This window comes from Sulfuricaulis sp., from assembly GCF_041499725.1.
In the GTDB taxonomy this organism is placed as follows: Bacteria; Pseudomonadota; Gammaproteobacteria; order Acidiferrobacterales; family Sulfurifustaceae; genus Sulfuricaulis.
The window spans coordinates 18,379-34,659 of the sequence record NZ_JBGQKW010000005.1 but is presented as its reverse complement, the minus strand read 5'-3'; the positions used below and the strand labels follow the sequence as shown (position 1 = coordinate 34,659).

23 protein-coding genes are annotated in these 16,281 nt (G+C 61.0%); 21 read left to right on the top strand and 2 right to left on the bottom strand.

The genetic code is table 11. The features are described from left to right. Positions 1-50 precede the first annotated feature (50 nt). Positions 51-371 carry an HU family DNA-binding protein gene (locus ACC569_RS01885; protein WP_372521798.1) on the bottom strand — a complete coding sequence of 107 codons (321 nt, stop codon included), beginning with the start codon at positions 369-371 and terminating at the stop codon, positions 51-53. Between the two features lie 556 nt (positions 372-927). On the opposite strand from ACC569_RS01885, the gene ACC569_RS01880 reads away from it, so the two are divergent. The 21 genes from ACC569_RS01880 to tusB all read left to right on the top strand — a co-directional run bounded on the left by ACC569_RS01880 (position 928) and on the right by tusB (position 16,025). Further along, positions 928-1,203 carry an FmdB family zinc ribbon protein gene (locus ACC569_RS01880; RefSeq protein ID WP_372521797.1) on the top strand — a complete coding sequence of 92 codons (276 nt, stop codon included), beginning with the start codon at positions 928-930 and terminating at the stop codon, positions 1,201-1,203. A 3-nt stretch (positions 1,204-1,206) separates the two neighbouring features. Beyond that, the gene (locus ACC569_RS01875) at positions 1,207-1,848 is read left to right on the top strand and encodes a DUF502 domain-containing protein (protein ID WP_372521796.1); all 642 of its coding nucleotides are present in this window, start codon (positions 1,207-1,209) and stop codon (positions 1,846-1,848) included. Positions 1,849-1,892: 44 nt separating this feature from the next. Next, entirely contained in the window at positions 1,893-3,686 is a 1,794-nt protein-coding gene (aspS, locus tag ACC569_RS01870) for an aspartate--tRNA ligase (RefSeq protein ID WP_372521794.1), read from the top strand. Between the two features lie 29 nt (positions 3,687-3,715). Then, a complete protein-coding gene (gene nudB / locus ACC569_RS01865; RefSeq protein ID WP_372521793.1) occupies positions 3,716-4,171 on the top strand; it encodes a dihydroneopterin triphosphate diphosphatase in 456 nt (151 codons plus the stop codon). A 101-nt stretch (positions 4,172-4,272) separates the two neighbouring features. Next, the gene (locus ACC569_RS01860; RefSeq protein WP_372521792.1) at positions 4,273-4,971 is read left to right on the top strand and encodes an esterase/lipase family protein; all 699 of its coding nucleotides are present in this window, start codon (positions 4,273-4,275) and stop codon (positions 4,969-4,971) included. 229 nt (positions 4,972-5,200) lie between these two features. After that, on the top strand, positions 5,201-5,950 hold the full coding sequence (locus ACC569_RS01855) for a YebC/PmpR family DNA-binding transcriptional regulator (protein WP_372521791.1): 750 nt from the start codon (positions 5,201-5,203) through the stop codon (positions 5,948-5,950). Positions 5,951-6,116: 166 nt separating this feature from the next. Further along, a complete protein-coding gene (ruvC, locus tag ACC569_RS01850; protein WP_372521831.1) occupies positions 6,117-6,641 on the top strand; it encodes a crossover junction endodeoxyribonuclease RuvC in 525 nt (174 codons plus the stop codon). Beyond that, positions 6,638-7,234: a Holliday junction branch migration protein RuvA gene (gene ruvA, locus ACC569_RS01845; RefSeq protein WP_372521790.1), complete on the top strand. Its 597-nt coding sequence runs from the start codon at positions 6,638-6,640 to the stop codon at positions 7,232-7,234. Before ruvC ends, ruvA begins: the two co-directional genes overlap by 4 nt. A 130-nt stretch (positions 7,235-7,364) precedes the next feature. Continuing rightward, on the top strand, positions 7,365-8,411 hold the full coding sequence (gene ruvB / locus ACC569_RS01840; protein WP_372521789.1) for a Holliday junction branch migration DNA helicase RuvB: 1,047 nt from the start codon (positions 7,365-7,367) through the stop codon (positions 8,409-8,411). A 99-nt stretch (positions 8,412-8,510) separates the two neighbouring features. Next, positions 8,511-8,924, top strand: coding sequence for a tol-pal system-associated acyl-CoA thioesterase (ybgC, locus tag ACC569_RS01835; RefSeq protein WP_372521788.1), 414 nt, complete (start codon positions 8,511-8,513; stop codon positions 8,922-8,924). Then, a complete protein-coding gene (gene tolQ, locus ACC569_RS01830; RefSeq protein WP_372521787.1) occupies positions 8,921-9,616 on the top strand; it encodes a protein TolQ in 696 nt (231 codons plus the stop codon). Before ybgC ends, tolQ begins: the two co-directional genes overlap by 4 nt. A gap of 2 nt (positions 9,617-9,618) precedes the next feature. After that, positions 9,619-10,032 (top strand): protein TolR, encoded by a 414-nt coding sequence (tolR, locus tag ACC569_RS01825; RefSeq protein WP_372521786.1) that lies wholly within the window; start codon positions 9,619-9,621, stop codon positions 10,030-10,032. 1 nt (position 10,033) lies between these two features. Next, positions 10,034-10,789, top strand: a complete 756-nt coding sequence (gene tolA, locus ACC569_RS01820) for a cell envelope integrity protein TolA (RefSeq protein ID WP_372521785.1) — start codon at positions 10,034-10,036, stop codon at positions 10,787-10,789. A gap of 21 nt (positions 10,790-10,810) precedes the next feature. Then, positions 10,811-12,121: a Tol-Pal system beta propeller repeat protein TolB gene (tolB, locus tag ACC569_RS01815; protein ID WP_372521784.1), complete on the top strand. Its 1,311-nt coding sequence runs from the start codon at positions 10,811-10,813 to the stop codon at positions 12,119-12,121. A gap of 3 nt (positions 12,122-12,124) precedes the next feature. Next, the gene (pal, locus tag ACC569_RS01810; protein WP_372521783.1) at positions 12,125-12,649 is read left to right on the top strand and encodes a peptidoglycan-associated lipoprotein Pal; all 525 of its coding nucleotides are present in this window, start codon (positions 12,125-12,127) and stop codon (positions 12,647-12,649) included. A gap of 5 nt (positions 12,650-12,654) precedes the next feature. Next, positions 12,655-13,440, top strand: coding sequence for a tol-pal system protein YbgF (gene ybgF, locus ACC569_RS01805; RefSeq protein ID WP_372521782.1), 786 nt, complete (start codon positions 12,655-12,657; stop codon positions 13,438-13,440). A 3-nt stretch (positions 13,441-13,443) separates the two neighbouring features. Further along, positions 13,444-14,136, top strand: a complete 693-nt coding sequence (gene queE, locus ACC569_RS01800; RefSeq protein WP_372521781.1) for a 7-carboxy-7-deazaguanine synthase QueE — start codon at positions 13,444-13,446, stop codon at positions 14,134-14,136. Continuing rightward, entirely contained in the window at positions 14,120-14,812 is a 693-nt protein-coding gene (gene queC, locus ACC569_RS01795) for a 7-cyano-7-deazaguanine synthase QueC (RefSeq protein WP_372521780.1), read from the top strand. The genes queE and queC overlap by 17 nt, the downstream gene beginning before the upstream one ends. A gap of 120 nt (positions 14,813-14,932) precedes the next feature. Then, positions 14,933-15,289 (top strand): sulfurtransferase complex subunit TusD, encoded by a 357-nt coding sequence (gene tusD / locus ACC569_RS01790; RefSeq protein WP_372521779.1) that lies wholly within the window; start codon positions 14,933-14,935, stop codon positions 15,287-15,289. Between the two features lie 31 nt (positions 15,290-15,320). Further along, positions 15,321-15,722 (top strand): DsrE family protein, encoded by a 402-nt coding sequence (locus ACC569_RS01785; protein WP_372521778.1) that lies wholly within the window; start codon positions 15,321-15,323, stop codon positions 15,720-15,722. A 9-nt stretch (positions 15,723-15,731) separates the two neighbouring features. After that, complete coding sequence (gene tusB / locus ACC569_RS01780) at positions 15,732-16,025, top strand: sulfurtransferase complex subunit TusB (RefSeq protein WP_372521777.1); 294 nt, start codon at positions 15,732-15,734, stop codon at positions 16,023-16,025. A gap of 25 nt (positions 16,026-16,050) precedes the next feature. Here tusB and ACC569_RS01775 read toward each other — a convergent pair whose 3' ends face one another. Next, entirely contained in the window at positions 16,051-16,281 is a 231-nt protein-coding gene (locus tag ACC569_RS01775; protein ID WP_372521776.1) for a sulfurtransferase TusA family protein, read from the bottom strand.

Sequence of the window (16,281 nt, the reverse complement as noted above, 5' to 3'; positions counted from 1 at the left end):
AACTAAATTCTTCTGCTTTCGAAAATGCTGAGATTATTGCCGGTTTCCGCTTAAACCATATCCTTCAGCATTTTTAACGGCTGACACTTGACCACGTTGCGTGCCGGTTTCGCCTTGAAGATGACCTCTTCCTTGGTGAACGGGTTGATACCCTTGCGGGCTGGCACGGCGGGCTTGTAGACCATCTTGATCTTCATCATGCCGACGAGATTGAAGATGCCCGGACCCTTTTTCAGATCACGCTCGATGAGGCTGGTCAGCGTATCGAAAACCGCAACGACGTCTTTGCGCTTGAGACTGGTTTTCTCGGCGATATGGGCGTAGATCTCTGACTTCGTCGTCGGTTTCTTTCCCGGTTTGTTGTTTGCCATGTAGTGCTCCTGAGTGGAAGATTGGGGTTAAGGGGTTTCCATGAACCGGGCATAATTTAGCGGAAAAACCAGGGGGATAGAAGAGCACAATGGCATTTTTCCCTGAAATTTCCGGGTTCCCGGATACCCCGCCGTGACATTCAGCCCAGGCGATGTTTACCCTGTGAAACTAAAAATAATTCATTAATTTAGTGATTCTTTTCTTGGCCACTCTCCTCGCGCCATCCCCATAGGTGGTGCCGTGTCAGATCAACCCGGTGCTTCCTTGTCCGCCCACAACCAGAAGTACCCCTGGGTGGATGGCGTGGTCAAGCCCAACACCGTGTATCGGTGCCCTGCCTAACCCGGTTGGGCCGAGCCGATGGCAGGTGGCTGGATCAGGTTAGCGGATTATCGGCCTTGGTTGTGGCGCCAGGCTCTTCCCCGAATTCAGCAGCACAACCAGACAATGCTTTAAAAATAATGCGTTACAGCGGTCGCCCGGATATAATGCGTCTTGTCTGGCGTATCTACCGCCCCCATAATTTGGGGGCGCACTGTTTTCAGGAGGCTCTGTATGCCGATTTACGAATATGAATGCGGGGCCTGTGGCCACCGGTTTGAAGTCATTCAGAAAATTAGCGACCCGGCGCTTACCGGCTGTCCCAGCTGTGCCAAGTCCGAGCTCAAGAAACTGATCTCCGCGACCGGATTCCAGCTCAAGGGAACGGGCTGGTATGCCACGGATTTCAAGGGAGGCGGCCAGAAGAAGGAGAAATCCGAACCTGGTTCCACGCCACCCAAGAAGAAGGCCGGTGGCTGTGGTGGCGGCACCTGCGGCTGCGCCCACTAAAAGATGATGGCTGCCCTGCGTCGTTACCTCATGGCCGGGCTGCTGGTATGGGTCCCGCTCGGGGTGACACTGTTGATTGTGGCATTTCTGGTGGATCTGATGGACCAGACACTGCGCCTGCTGCCCGAAAGCCTCCAGCCGGAAAACCTCCTCGGTTTCCGCGTCCCGGGCCTGGGAGCCGTGCTGACGGCCGTGATCGTGTTCGTGACCGGCATGATCGTCACCAACCTCTTCGGCATGCAATTGTTCAACATCGGCGAACGGATCCTGCAACGCATCCCGCTGGTGCGTTCGATATATGCCTCGGTCAAGCAGGTGACGGAGAGCATGTTTTCCTCCGGCAAGTCGTTTCGCAAGGTGGTGTTGGTGGAATACCCGCGCAAGGGGATGTGGTCGCTGGCGTTTCAGACCGGCACGGGCGCCGAGGAAGTCCGGGACAAGACCGGACGGGACGTCACCAATGTTTTCATTCCGACCACGCCCAATCCCACCTCGGGTTTTTTTCTCATGGTGCCGCGCGAGGACGTGGTCGAGCTCGATATGAGCGTGGACGACGGCCTCAAGATGCTGTTGTCCGTCGGTGTGGTGGTTCCGGAGCCCAAGAAAGATAAAGCCACTGATCCACGCGTGCGCCGGCTCTCCTGAGCGCACTTCTCCCGATTGTCGATAAATTAATAAATAGGTCAGGCATGCGCAGTCATTTTTGCGGCGAACTCAACGAATCCCTCATTGGCCAACGCGTCACGCTCTGTGGCTGGGCGCATAGCCGGCGTGATCACGGCGGCGTGATTTTCATCGACCTGCGCGACCGCGCCGGGGTGGTACAGACCGTGTTCGATCCGGATCAGAAACAGGCCTTTGCCGCCGCCGAGTCGGTGCGTTCCGAGTTCGTGCTGCGCGTGCAAGGCAAGATACGCGCGCGACCGGCCGGCACTGAAAATCCGCATCTGCGCACCGGGAAAGTGGAAGTGGTGGCCGACGGCATCGAGGTTCTCAACCGCGCCGAGGCCTTGCCGTTCCAGCTTGACGAAGTGGATCTCTCGGAGCCGGTGCGCCTCAAGTACCGTTATCTCGACCTGCGCCGCGATTTCATGCAGAAGAACCTGCGCCTGCGCCACAAGGTCACGCAGTCCCTGCGCCGCTACCTCGAGGATCGCGACTTCACCGAAATCGAAACCCCGATGCTCACCAAATCCACCCCCGAGGGCGCGCGTGACTATCTCGTGCCCTCGCGCACGCATCCGGGGCATTTCTTCGCGCTACCGCAGTCGCCGCAACTGTTCAAGCAGTTGCTGATGGTGGCGGGATTCGAGCGCTATTTCCAGATCACGCGCTGTTTCCGCGACGAAGACCTGCGCGCCGACCGTCAGCCGGAATTCACCCAGGTGGATATCGAGACTTCGTTCCTCGACGAGAACGGCGTGATGGATATTATGGAAGAGATGCTGCGCGTTCTCTTTAAGAACGTGCTGTCCGTGGAACTGCCCCAGCCATTTCCGCGCATGAGTTACGACGAGTCCGTGCGGCGTTACGGCTCGGACCGGCCCGACCTGCGCGTCCCGCTGGAACTGGTCGATGTCGGCGATCTCATGAAGCAAGTCGAATTCAAGGTGTTCGCCGGTCCCGCGAACAATCCCAATGGCCGCGTGGCGGCGTTGCGCGTGCCCAAGGGCGGCGAATTGCCCCGCAGCCAGATCGACGGTTACACTGCCTTTGTCGGCCAGTATGGCGCCAAAGGACTGGCCTATATCAAAGTCAATGACGCCGCGAAGGGACGCGACGGCCTGCAATCGCCGATTCTCAAGTTCCTGCCGGACGACGTCATCGCCGGGATCGTGCAGCGCACCGGCGCCCAGACGGGAGATCTGATTTTCTTCGGGGCCGACACCGCCAAGGTGGTCAACGATTCATTGGGCGCGTTGCGCCTGAAACTTGGCGAGGATCTGGGCCTCAGGCAGGCCGGCTGGAAAATCCTGTGGGTCGTGGATTTTCCGATGTTCGATTATGACGCCGAGGCCAAGCGCTGGGTGGCATTGCACCATCCGTTCACCTCGCCCAAGGCCGAAGATGTGGAGCGCGTCGACCTCGATCCCGCGAACGTGAAGGCACGCGCCTACGACGTGGTGCTGAACGGCTCCGAGATCGGCGGCGGTTCGATTCGCATCCACCGCATGGACGTGCAGGAGAAGGTGTTCGCCGCGCTCGGGATCGGTCACGAGGAGGCGCGCGCCAAGTTCGGTTTTCTGCTGGATGCGCTCAAGTACGGCGCGCCGCCGCATGGCGGCATCGCTTTCGGGCTCGACCGCATTTGCGCGCTCATGAGCGGCGTGGATTCGATACGCGACGTGATCGCCTTTCCCAAGACGCAAAAAGCCACGTGCCTGATGACCGAGGCACCGAGCGAGGTCGACGAAACCCAGTTGCGCGAGCTGCACATCAAGCTGCGCAAGCCCCCGGAGAAAATCGCCGGTGAGGCAACTTAATATGACAGGACGAGCGCAGCAGGGCTACCTTGTCGTTCCCGCCGACGAAAAAGTTTAAACGCCCCGAATCGGTCCTGGTTGTGGTTTACACCCGGACCGAGAAGGTGTTGCTGCTGCGTCGCGCGGACGATCCGGATTTCTGGCAATCGGTAACCGGCAGCCTGTTATGGGAAGAAACCGAACCGCGGCAGGCCGCGGCGCGCGAGTTGCAGGAGGAAACCGGACTCAGGGCGACAGAAGGTTTGCGGGATTTACGGCTGACCCATCGCTACCCGATCCTGCCGAAATGGCGCCCACGCTACGCGCCGGAAGTGCGGGAAAACACCGAGCATGCCTTCGCGCTTGAACTTCCCGCGGAAATCCTTATAACGGTGAATCCCGCCGAGCATGTCGGCCATGGTTGGTTTACCTTTGACGAGGCGGCGGGGAAGGCGGCTTCGTGGACCAACCGTGAAGTTATATTAAAGCTGAAACCCAAGGGTTGAATCATGGCAACTGCGCTCGCCTACGAACAATTCGACAGTGTCGCCGATGATAATTGCGACGCGCGTATCCGCGCCTTTTGCGGCCGCCACGGCGGGCTGGTGTGGCGCACTTCGTCAAGTTCTCGCCCGGCGCTCCGCCGTATGCTCGACGTCTCACCATAACGAACGCCAAGCCCCAAACCGTCGTTCTCATCCACGGCCTGTGGTTCCCGGGCTACATTCTATTTGTGCTCGGGCGCCGTTTGCGGCGCCAGGGTTTTACCGTGCATGCGTTTTCCTATCCTTCGGTTCGTGCCGATCTGAGCGCGAATGCCGAACGGCTCGCAGGTTTTCTCGATACGCTCGATGCCGACACCGTGCATCTCGTGGGGCATAGCCTGGGCGGTATTCTGATCCGCGCGCTGTTTCATCACCATCCACGGCAAAAACCGGGACGCATCGTGACCTTGGGCACGCCGCACGGCGGCAGCCGCGTGGCACAGCATCAGAGTCGTTATGCACCCTGGCGCTGGGCAATGGGTAAGGGAGTGATACAACTGCTGACCGGTGCCCCGCGGCACTGGACGTCTCCGCCACGCGAGATCGGCGTGATCTGCGGCACACGTTCCTTCGGCATGGGCCGGCTGTTGGTTCGCCATTTACCGCGACCGAACGACGGCCTGCTGACCGTGAAAGAAAGCGCCTTTCCTGCCGCCCGCGAGCACCTGGCGCTGCCGGTCTCCCACACCGGCATGTTGTTCTCGCGCGAGGTGGCTGAGCAGGTCGGACAGTTTCTGATGACCGGGAAGTTTTCTCGCTAGCCGGTTGTGAAGGAATGGAAAAGGAATGACTCCAAGCGTAAGCAGCGGAATTCGGATACGTATCTTTAGAGCAATCATCACATCATTCCCGCTTTCGTGGGGACGACAGAAGGTCTATGAGGCTAATCGGGTTTTCTGACACAAATACAGGGTTGGGACACACACGTGGCGATGTTAGACTGTCCCGGCGGCGCGCTAATGCCGCCCACGACATACCACGGGAGTTCGCATGGCCGGCCATTCGAAATGGGCCAATATCAGGCACCGCAAGGGCGTCCAGGACGCCCGGCGCGGCAAGATTTTCACCAAGATAATCCGCGAGATCACCGTGGCGGCGCGCGCCGGTGGCGGGGGCGATCCGAAGCTTAACCCGCGCCTGCGCACCGCCATCGACAAGGCCCTGGATCAGAATATGACCCGGGACACCATCGAGCGCGCCATCAAGCGCGGTACCGGCGAGCTCGAAGGCGCGCATTACGATGAAGTGCACTATGAAGGCTATGGTCCGGCCGGAGTCGCGATCATGGTCGAGTGCACCACCGACAACCGCACGCGCACGGTGGGCGAGGTGCGTCACGCTTTCTCCAAGCATGGGGGCAACCTGGGTCAGGACGGTTCGGTAGCGTTTCTCTTCAAGAAAACTGGTGCGCTTAACTATCCGCCGGGCACGAACGAAGACAGGATCATGGAGGCGGCGCTGGAGGCGGGCGCCGACGATGTCGTTTCCGACAAGGACGGCTCGATCGAGGTGTTGACCGCGCCCGAGGCATTTCATGCGGTGGTCGAGACCATGGTAAAACGCGGGCTCAAGCCCGAGCATGCCGAGATTCAACTGCGCGCCTCGACCTCTGCGCCGGTGAGTGGCGAGGACGCGGAAAATCTGCTCACGCTGCTCGAAGCGCTGGAGGATCTGGAAGATGTACAGAATGTATTCTCCAACGCAGACCTCCCCGAAGAATTACTCAAGCAGGCCGGCTGATGCCGATCTTAGGAAATCGCGCGCAGCGCGCACGGCTCGCATCCTTCCCCCTGAAAGGGGGAAGGAATGAGGATGGGGGTGCGATGCGTCAGGTTTCGCGACAACCCAACCATCCGACCCCCACCCCTTACCCTCCCCCTGAGAGGGGGAGGGGGAGTGATTGGTGATGCGAATATTAGGAATTGATCCCGGTTCCCGCGTTACTGGCTTCGGTGTGGTGCAAGTGTTGCGCAACGGCCGTATCGAATACATTGCCAGCGGCTGCGTGCGCGTGCCCCAGGGCGAACTCGCCGACCGGCTGAAGACCGTCTATGACGGGGTGACCGAGATCATCAAAACCTACCAACCGACGATGCTGGCCATCGAAAAGGTATTCATGGCAAAAAACGCCGACTCCGCGCTCAAGTTGGGGCAGGCACGCGGCGCGGCGATACTCGCCGGCGCCAACCAGATGCTCGACATCGCCGAGTACACCGCCCTTCAGATCAAACGCGCCGCCGTGGGCAAGGGCCATGCCGGCAAACAGCAAGTTCAGCACATGGTGAAGGCACTGCTCGGGCTCAGCGCCGCGCCGCAGGCCGATGCCGCCGATGCGCTCGCCTGCGCCATCTGTCACGCGCACCATGCCGTGGGCCTGCAATCGCTCCCACGGCGACCCTCGCGGCGGCGCCGGATGAGGTTGCCCTTGTGATCGGCCGGCTGCAAGGCGTGCTGTTGCGCAAGGAGCCGCCGGCACTGATGCTGGACGTGGGCGGCGTGGGTTACGAGCTGGAAGCGCCCATGACCACCTTTTACGAACTTCCGGCGGTGGGCGAGAGGGTCACGCTTTATACTCATCTCGTGGTGCGCGAGGACGCGCATCTATTATATGGTTTCGTCCGCGAGGCGCAGCGACGGCTGTTCCGTGAGCTGCTCAAGGTCAATGGCGTGGGCCCGCGCGTGGCGCTTGCGGTACTCTCGGGGCTCTCGGACGAGGAGTTCTGCCGCTGCGTGGCGGAAGAGGATATCGCGCGACTGACCAAAGTGCCGGGCATCGGACGCAAGACCGCCGAACGCCTGGTGATCGAGATGCGCGACAAGTTGCCCAAGGATATTCCGACGCCGGCCTCCACCACCGCGGCCGGTCCGGTGACGCCGGGCGATCCGGTGAGCGAAGCGGTGAGCGCGCTGGTGGCGCTCGGCTACAAGCCCAATGAGGCGAGCCGCGCGGTGCGCAGCGCTTCCACCAAGGGACTGAGCGCGGAAGAAATCATTCGTCAGGCGCTCAAAGGCATGGCAGTATAAAACAAGGTGCCCTCTCCCCTTGCCCTCACCCGGACGAGGGGTCGGGATTGGTGAAATGAATTGGAGGAGCCCTTTCCCCATCCCTCTCCCGCAAAGCGGGAGAGGGAGAGCAGGTGAAAAGTCTATTCATATGATTGAGACCGACCGACTGGTATCCGCGCACGCGGTGGAAGCGACCGACGAAACTGTCGATATGCGCCGGTTGCGTCCGGCGCGCCTCGCGGAATACGTCGGTCAGGAGCCGATCCGGCGGCAGATGGAGATTTTCATCGCCGCCGCCCGCGGGCGGCATGAGGCACTGGACCATGTGCTGCTGTTCGGCCCGCCGGGCCTCGGCAAGACCACGCTGGCCCATATCATCGCCAATGAAATGGGCGTGGGCCTGCGCCAGACCTCGGGGCCGGTGCTGGAGCGCCCTGGCGACCTGGCGGCCATCCTGACCAACCTGCAGCCGAATGATGTCCTGTTTATCGACGAGATTCACCGCCTGAGCCCCATCGTCGAGGAAATCCTCTATCCGGCAATGGAGGACTACCAGCTGGACATTCTCATCGGCGAGGGTCCGGCGGCACGCTCCATCAAGCTCGACCTGCCGCCGTTCACGCTGGTGGGGGCGACCACGCGCGCGGGACTGCTGACTTCGCCGCTGCGCGACCGCTTCGGCATCGTCCAGCGCCTGGAGTTTTACGATCCGGCGGAACTCGCCCGGATCGTCGAGCGCTCCGCCGGGATTCTGGCCGTGCACATCGAATCCGCGGCGGTGACGGCGATCGCGCGTCGTTCGCGCGGCACCCCGCGCATCGTCAACCGTCTGCTGCGCCGCGCGCGCGATTTTGCCCAGATCAAAGGTGACGGGCGGCTGACGAGCGACATCGCCGAGCTGGCGCTCAACATGCTAGAAGTGGACCAGTGCGGGTTCGACATGCTCGACCGCAAGCTGCTGCTGGCGGTGATCGAAAAATTCTCCGGCGGCCCGGTGGGTGTGGACAATCTCGCCGCCGCGATCAGCGAAGAGCGTGATACCATTGAGGACGTGATCGAGCCGTTTCTGATTCAGCAGGGCTACCTCATGCGCACGCCACGCGGGCGCATGGCTACCGCCACGGCGTGGAAGCATTTTGGCCTGAGCGCTCCGCAAACCCCCGATCAGGTGCAGCGCGGCATTTTCGAGGAATGATAATATTGTTCAGCCGCAGAGAACACAGAGCACACAGAGCGAGACAGAATAATTTTTCTTTTCTCTGTGCCCTGTGTGTTCTCTGCGACAAAAATTAATATGAAAGCGGTTTTCTCCATACCCATCCGGGTATATTACGAAGACACGGACGCCGGTAACGTGGTTTATTACGCCAATTATTTGAAATTCATGGAGCGGGCGCGCACCGAATGGCTGCGCGCCCTGGGCTTCGAACAGGATGAACTTTCCCGCCGTGACGGCATCTTATTTGCCGTGCGCTCCGTCAAGCTCGACTTCCTGAAACCCGCCCGTTTCAATGACCTGCTCCAGGCGACGGCGCAGGTCGCGAAACGCGGGAACGCCAGCATTACTTTTGCGCAGCAGATACGGCGCGAGGGTCTCACGCTGTGCGAGGGCGAAGTGAAGGTGGCCTGCCTCGATGCCGCCACGTTCGCGCCCTGTCCCCTCCCGCCGCGTCTGCGCGCGCAGCTGGATGACGGGGAGGCGCCGTGAACGTCACCGCCACCGAAGGCATCGCCATGTGGTCGCTGGTCCAGCATGCCTCGCTGCCGGTGCAACTCGTGATGCTTCTGCTGCTGGCCGCGTCGGTGCTTTCCTGGACCATGATCTTCCGCAAATGGTTCGCGCTGAAGAGCGCCAAGCTCACGGCCGACCGCTTCGAGGCAAAGTTCTGGTCCGGCGCGAATCTCAATCAGATGTTCTCCGAACAGTCGCGCAAGGAGACGAACGCCAGCGGCATGGCCAGCATTTTTGTCGAAGGGTTTCGCGAGTACAAGCGCCTCCATCAGCAGGCCAATATCCAGCCCATGGACATACTCGTGGGCGTGCAGCGCGCCATGCGCGTGGGGCTTTCGCGCGAGATCGATTATCTCGAGACGCATCTTTCGTTCCTCGCCACGGTCGGTTCGACCAGCCCCTACGTCGGATTGTTCGGCACGGTCTGGGGCATCATGAATTCCTTTCGCTCGCTCGGCATGGTCCAGCAGGCCACCATCGCGCATGTCGCCCCGGGTATCGCCGAGGCGTTGATCGCCACCGCCATCGGCCTGTTCGCCGCCATCCCGGCGGTAATCGCGTATAACCGCTATTCCAATAATGTCGAACGGCTGGTGACGCGCTACGAAATCTTCATGGAGGAATTTGCCAGCATTCTCCAGCGCCAGGCGTTTGCCTCGAGGGCCTGACCATGGAGCCCTACCGCAAGCGCCGCAAGAAGCTGATGAGCGAGATCAACGTCGTGCCGTATATCGACGTCATGCTGGTGCTGCTCGTGATCTTCATGATCACGGCGCCCTTGCTTTCGCAGGGCGTGAAAGTGGATCTGCCCAAGGCCGCGGCGCAGCCGGTGGACAGCCAGGACCGCGAAACGCTGGTGGTGACGGTGGATCGCGAGGGCCGGTATTTTCTCGATGACCGCCGTATCACGTCCGATGAATTGAGCAGGAAAGTGGCGGCGATCCTGCGGGCGCGGCCGCAGACGCCGGTGCTGATCCGGGGCGACCGGCAGTCCAATTATGGTGAAGTGGTCAAGGCGATGACTCTGCTGCAGTCGGCCGGTGCGCCGAGCGTAGGGCTGCTTACCGAGCCGCCGGGAAAATAGCGTGTTTGCCAGGACGCTGCGCCGCAATCCGGGGAGAATCCGGGCCATTGTTTATGCCGTGTTGGTGCATGCGGTGGTGATCGGGCTTGCCGTCATCGGTTTCCGCTGGACCAGGGCCCCTTCCACCGACCAGGTGATACAGGCCGTGGCCGTGCCGGAGCAGGCAGCGCGCAAGCCCGAGGCGGTGGACACGCGGGCACAGGAAGAGGAAGAGGCGCGCAAGAAGGCCGAGGCGGAAAAACGCCGTCAAGCGGAGTTGAAGAAAAAGCAGGACGAGGAACAGGCGCAGCAGCGTCTCGTCGTGGAGCGCAAGAAGAAGGAAGCCGAGGAGAAGGAAAAACAGAAACGCGCCGCCGAGCTTGAGCACAAGAATGAAGATAAGCGCCGGCAGAAGCTGACCGAACAGTCGCTGCAGGAGCAGCTGGCGGCAGAGGAAAAACAGCGCACCGATACCACGCGGGCGGCGCGCGCGGCCACCGTCGTCGACAAGTACAAGGCGCTGATCCGCCAGCAGGTCAGCCGCAGCTGGAGCCGTCCGGTCGGTGTCGCCAAGGGGCTGAAATGCGTGGTGCAGGTACACCTCACGCCGGGTGGCAATGTGCTTTCGGCTGTCGTGGTGCGCTCCAGCGGCAACGGGATTTTCGACCGCTCGGTGGAAAACGCGGTACACAAGGCCGAGCCGCTGCCGTTGCCAGGGGACCCGACCTTGTTCGATAATTTCCGTGAAATCGAGTTTTTGTTCAATCCTGAGGAATAGGAAACAGGGAGTCCGATGCGAATGTCTGCCAAATGGATTGTCGTGACGGGAATGCTGCTGTGGTCCTTCACCGCTCAGGCGGTGCTGACCATTGAGATCACGCGCGGAGTGGACACCGGTACGCCCATCGCCATCGTGCCGTTCAGCTGGGAAGGACCGATCAAGCCGGCGCAGAATGTTTCCGACATCGTGGAGGCCGATCTCGCGCGCAGCGGACGGTTTGCCGTGCTGCCCCGCAAGGATTTCATTTCCACGCCACACGAGGACAAGGACGTGGTGTTCAAGGACTGGCGCATCCTCAAGGCCGAGGCGCTGACGGTCGGCAGTGTGCGTCTTTCGACACCGGGCAAGTTTCAGGTGCAGTTCCGCTTGTATGACGTTTTCAAGGAAACCCAGATCGCCGGCTTCCGGTATACCATCAGCGCCGATCTGATGCGCTCGGTCGCGCACCAGATCGGCGACATCATCTATGAAAAAATCACCGGTGAACACGGCGCCTTCAATACGCGCATCGCTTACGTGACGCGCGAGGAACCGCCCCGGGGTTTGCCGGTCTACAAGCTGCAAGTGGCGGATTCCGATGGCTTCAACGCCCAGACCGTGGTCCGCTCCGCCGAGCCGCTGATGTCGCCGGCGTGGTCACCCGACGGTAATCGTCTGGCTTATGTTTCGTTTGAAGACAAGCGCTCGAAGGTGTATGTCCAGAGCTTGACGGACGGGCGCCGCGAATTGCTGGCTGAATTCACCGGCATCAATAGCGCGCCGGCCTGGTCGCCCGACGGTACCCGGCTGGCATTGACCCTGTCACGGGACGGCAATGCCGAAATTTATGTGATGCTTCTCAACTCACGGGCGCTGAAGCGGCTGACATTCGACCCGGCCATCGACACCGAGCCTTCCTGGTCACCCGACGGGCGCGATATCATTTTCACCTCCGACCGCGCCGGATCGCCGCAGATCTATCGCATGAACGCCTCCGGCGGGTCGGCCGAGCGCCTGACCTTCGAGGGCGATTATAATGCGCGTTCCTCATACGCCGCGGACGGCAAATCGATTACGTTTGTCAGCCGTAACCAGGGCGGTTATCGTATTGCCGTCATGCGGCTGGACAACAAGACAGCACAGGTCTTGACGGATACCTCGCTTGACGAATCGCCCAGTTTTGCCCCCAATGGGCGTATGATTATCTATGCCACCGAGGTCCGGGGGCGGGGGGTACTGGCCTCGGTCTCCGCCGATGGACGTGTGCGCCAGCTGTTTAAATTCGAGGAGGGCGATATACGCGAGCCCGCGTGGTCGCCTTACAACCGTGAACTGCAATATAAGGAGTGAAACATGAAGAATAGGAAACATCTCGCCGCATCCTTGCTTATCGCTTTGGCTCTTGCCGGCTGCGCCGGTGAGGAGGCGACCAAGCCCACCCCGGGGGACGAAAAAGGCGCCGCATCGGCGCAGACCGGGTCTGCGACGGACAAATCAGCCACGGGTGCTTCGCTTTCCGAGCGGGAAAAGCAGAGACGCGCCGAGCTGCTGGCTCAGCATAGCGTGCACTTCGCCTTTGACAGCAGCACCATCGATGACGAGGCGCGCGCCATCGTCGAGGCCCATGCCGCCCATCTCGTGGCCAATCCGCAGATTAAGCTGAGTCTCGAAGGTAACTGCGACGAGCGTGGCACGCGCGAGTACAACCTGGCCCTCGGCGAGCGCCGCGCGCAGGCGGTCGAGAAGATGATGAAAGTGCTGGGCGTGACCGGCAATCGCATCAAGACGGTGTCCTACGGCGAAGAGAAGCCACTGTGCCAGGAGCACAACGAGTCCTGCTGGCGCCAGAACCGCCGCGCTGAAATCGTCTACAAATAACGACGATGCCGCTTCCCCGGCGTTTCATCGCTTTGGCCGGGATACTGGCGGCCGGCCTGTCGATTCCGTTCTTGCCGGCCGCAGGCGCGGCCGAAGGTTCACGCAACCTGCCGCCGGTAGTCGAGCTGGGGGCCGGCTCGACGCCGGCCTCGCCGTCACCCGCGCGTGAGGCGCTGGCCGACCTCCTGCAGCAGCTGGAAACCCTGCAGGCGGAAATGCGCAACCTCCGCGGTCAGGTAGAGGTGCAGGCGAACGAGATCGAACGCCTGAAGGCACGGCAGCGCGAGCTGCTCGCCGATATTGACCGGCGGGTCGGTGAGCTTGAACGTCGCGGCACCGCGGCTGCTGCACCCGATGCCAATACCGCTCCCGTGGCGCCGGGCTTGGCGGCGTCGGCCGGTTCAGCGCAGGAGCAGCAGGATTATGACGCGGCGTTCAATCTGATGAAGCAGGGCTTCTATGAACGCGCGGCCAAGGGTTTTCGCGACTTTATTGCGAAATATCCGCAAAGCGCACTGCGCGACAACGCCCGCTACTGGCTGGGCGAGGCTTATTATGTGGCGCGCAATTTCCGTCAGGCGCTGGAGGAATTCGGCAAGCTCATGAGCGATTATCCGAAAAGCCCGAAAGTGCCGGATGCGATGCTGAAAACCGGCTATAGCCATTATGATCTGGGTGAATGGGCCAAGGCGCGCGAGAGCCTCAATCAGGTGATAGCGCGCTATCCCGGTACGCCCGCGGCGAAATCGGCGGAACAGCGTTTGGCGAAAATGAAAAAAGAGAAGCATTAACTTGTGTCGCAGGCCGACACAACAACCGCAAACACCCGGCCGGTGTCGTCCGCCGGAGACCGGCTGCGCATCACCGAAATATTTTTTTCTCTCCAGGGTGAGGCGCGCACGGTAGGTTGTCCCACAGTATTCATTCGGTTGACCGGCTGTCCGCTGCGCTGCTCCTACTGCGACACGGAATATGCTTTCTACGGCGGACAGTGGATGGAGTTCGGCGATATCCTGCGCCGCGTTGCCGAATATACCCCGCGTTATGTCACCGTCACCGGCGGCGAGCCGCTGGCGCAACGCCCTTGCCGCGAACTGCTCACCGCCCTGTGCGATCAGGGCTATGAAGTGTCGCTCGAGACCGGCGGCGCGCTCGATGTCGCCGGTCTCGATCCGCGGGTGAGTATCGTGATGGACCTCAAGACGCCCGGATCGGGCGAAGCGAGTCGCAACCTGTACGCCAATATCGCGCATCTGACGAAAAAGGATCAGGTCAAGTTCGTGATCTGCGATCGCGCGGATTACGAATGGAGCCGCGCAAAGCTCGCCGAACACAAGCTCGACCGGATCGGCGAGGTGCTGTTTTCTCCCTGTTACGGGCAACTGAACCCGACCGATCTCGCCGAATGGATTCTCGCCGACCGCTTGCCGGTGCGCCTGCAGATTCAACTGCACAAAATTCTGTGGAACGATGCCCGCGGACACTGACGCCGGCGGAAAAGCCGTGGTGCTGGTCTCCGGCGGTCTCGATTCGGCCACGGTGCTCGCACTCGCCGCGGCCACGGGCGCGCGCTGTCACGCGCTGACTTTCGACTACGGGCAGCGCCACCGCGTGGAGCTCGATGCCGCGCGCCGCGTGACGCAGGCGCAGCGGGCGGCCGATCATCGCGTGGTCAGGCTCGATATCGGCTGGATGGGTGGATCGGCCTTGACCGATATGGCGATTCCCGTTCCGCAGGTGCCCTCCGCCGGCATTCCGGTAACCTACGTGCCGGCGCGCAACACGGTGTTTCTCTCCATCGCGCTCGGCTGGGCCGAAGTGCTCGGCGCGTCCGATATTTATATCGGCGCGAATGCGATGGACTATTCCGGTTACCCCGACTGCCGCCCGGAATTCATCCAGGTATTCGAGCGGCTCGCGAACCTGGCCACGCGGGCCGGGGTGGAAGGGCGCGGGTTTCACGTGCATGCGCCGCTGATGCAACTGCGCAAGCACGAGATCATCCGTGAAGGCAGCCGTCTGGGCGTGGATTATTCTTTGACCATCTCATGCTATGACCCCGATAGCAGCGGCCGCGCCTGCGGACGTTGCGATTCCTGTCGTCTGCGCGCCCAGGGCTTTGCCGAGGCCGGTGTCGCGGACCCGACCCGGTACCGGAGATAAGGTCCGCCGAGACTGGAAATTTTCTCCCGACTTGGCAATATTGGACTATTCTTTAGAAGGTCGGGCAATCGGAATGGCACCGACTGGAACACTCAGATATTTTGGAGGAGAAGAAAAATAATGATACTTTCGATTCTGGTTCTGGAAGGCCCCTACAATCACGAAGCCTCCGACAGCGCTTACCACTTCATCCAGGCCGCCCGCGCCAAGGGCCACAGCATCCGCGGCATCTTTTTCTACGACGACGGCGTGTACAACGCCACCAAACTCATGGACCCGCCGCAGGATGACCGGCATATTTCCAAACGCTGGTCGGAACTGGGCGCGACCGGAATCGACATGGTGGTATGCGTGGCCGCGGCCAAGCGGCGTGGCATCACCAATGAAGTGCTCGTACCGAATATCCACATTTCGGGGCTGGGGCAGCTGGCGAGCATGATCGACGAGTCCGACCGGATCGTGACGTTCGGCGATTGATTTTTCAGGCATCAAGACAGAGGCGGGGTTCATGGCGGAGAAAGGCAAGAAGGTTATGGTGACGGTGCGCAAGGCGCCGCACGGCAGCATCTATGTGCAGGAGTCCATCGAGGTCATGTTCATCTTCGCGACCTACGAGATGGATCTCTCCGTGGTTTTTCTCGACGACGGCGTGCTCGCCCTGCAGGCAGGGCAGGACACGAAAGATCTCGGCATCAAGGGTTTCATGGCCTCGCTCGGCGCGCTCGTGGACTGGGAGGTCACGAAGGTTTACGTTGACCGGCAATCGCTGAAAGACCGCGGTATCCCCGAAGGCGCGATCATCGCGATCGGCAAGGACGATGACAGCGGCGCACCGATACGCCCCAAGGTGCTGGACACCGCCGAAGTTGCCGCGATGATGACCGAACAGCACAGCATTGTCTCATTCTAGGATTTGTCCATGCTCCATACCGTCAACAAGTCACCGTTTCAGAACAGCGCGCTGGAAAACTGCCTGCGGCTGGCGCGCGAGGGCGACGTCATTCTGCTGCTGGAGGATGGCGTGTACGCGTCTGCCGCGGGCACCGTCAAATCGTCCCTGATCGAACAGGCCGTGAGGCGGCACGCGGTTTATGCCATCGGGGCGGATCTGAAAGCCCGCGGCCTGGACAAGCTCATCAAAGAGGTCCGCATCGCGAGTTACGGCGATTTCGTGGACCTGGTGGAAAAGCATCCGGTCCACGCCTGGTTGTAAGATAATATCTAGGAGCGGGGTTTCATCAGCCCTTCTTGATGTAGAAGTGAATCTTTCCGTCCGCTTCGCTGGTTTCCATGATCTGATCGCCGGTCTTGTTCACCAGGGCGGGAATATCGCTCTTGGTGCCGATGTCGGTGGCCAGCAGATGCAGTACTTGTCCCGCCGCCAGTGATTGCAGCATTTTTTTGCACTTCATGACGGGCATGGGACAGCTAAGCCCGCTGGTGTCGAGTTCTTTGTCAAAGGTCGGCAT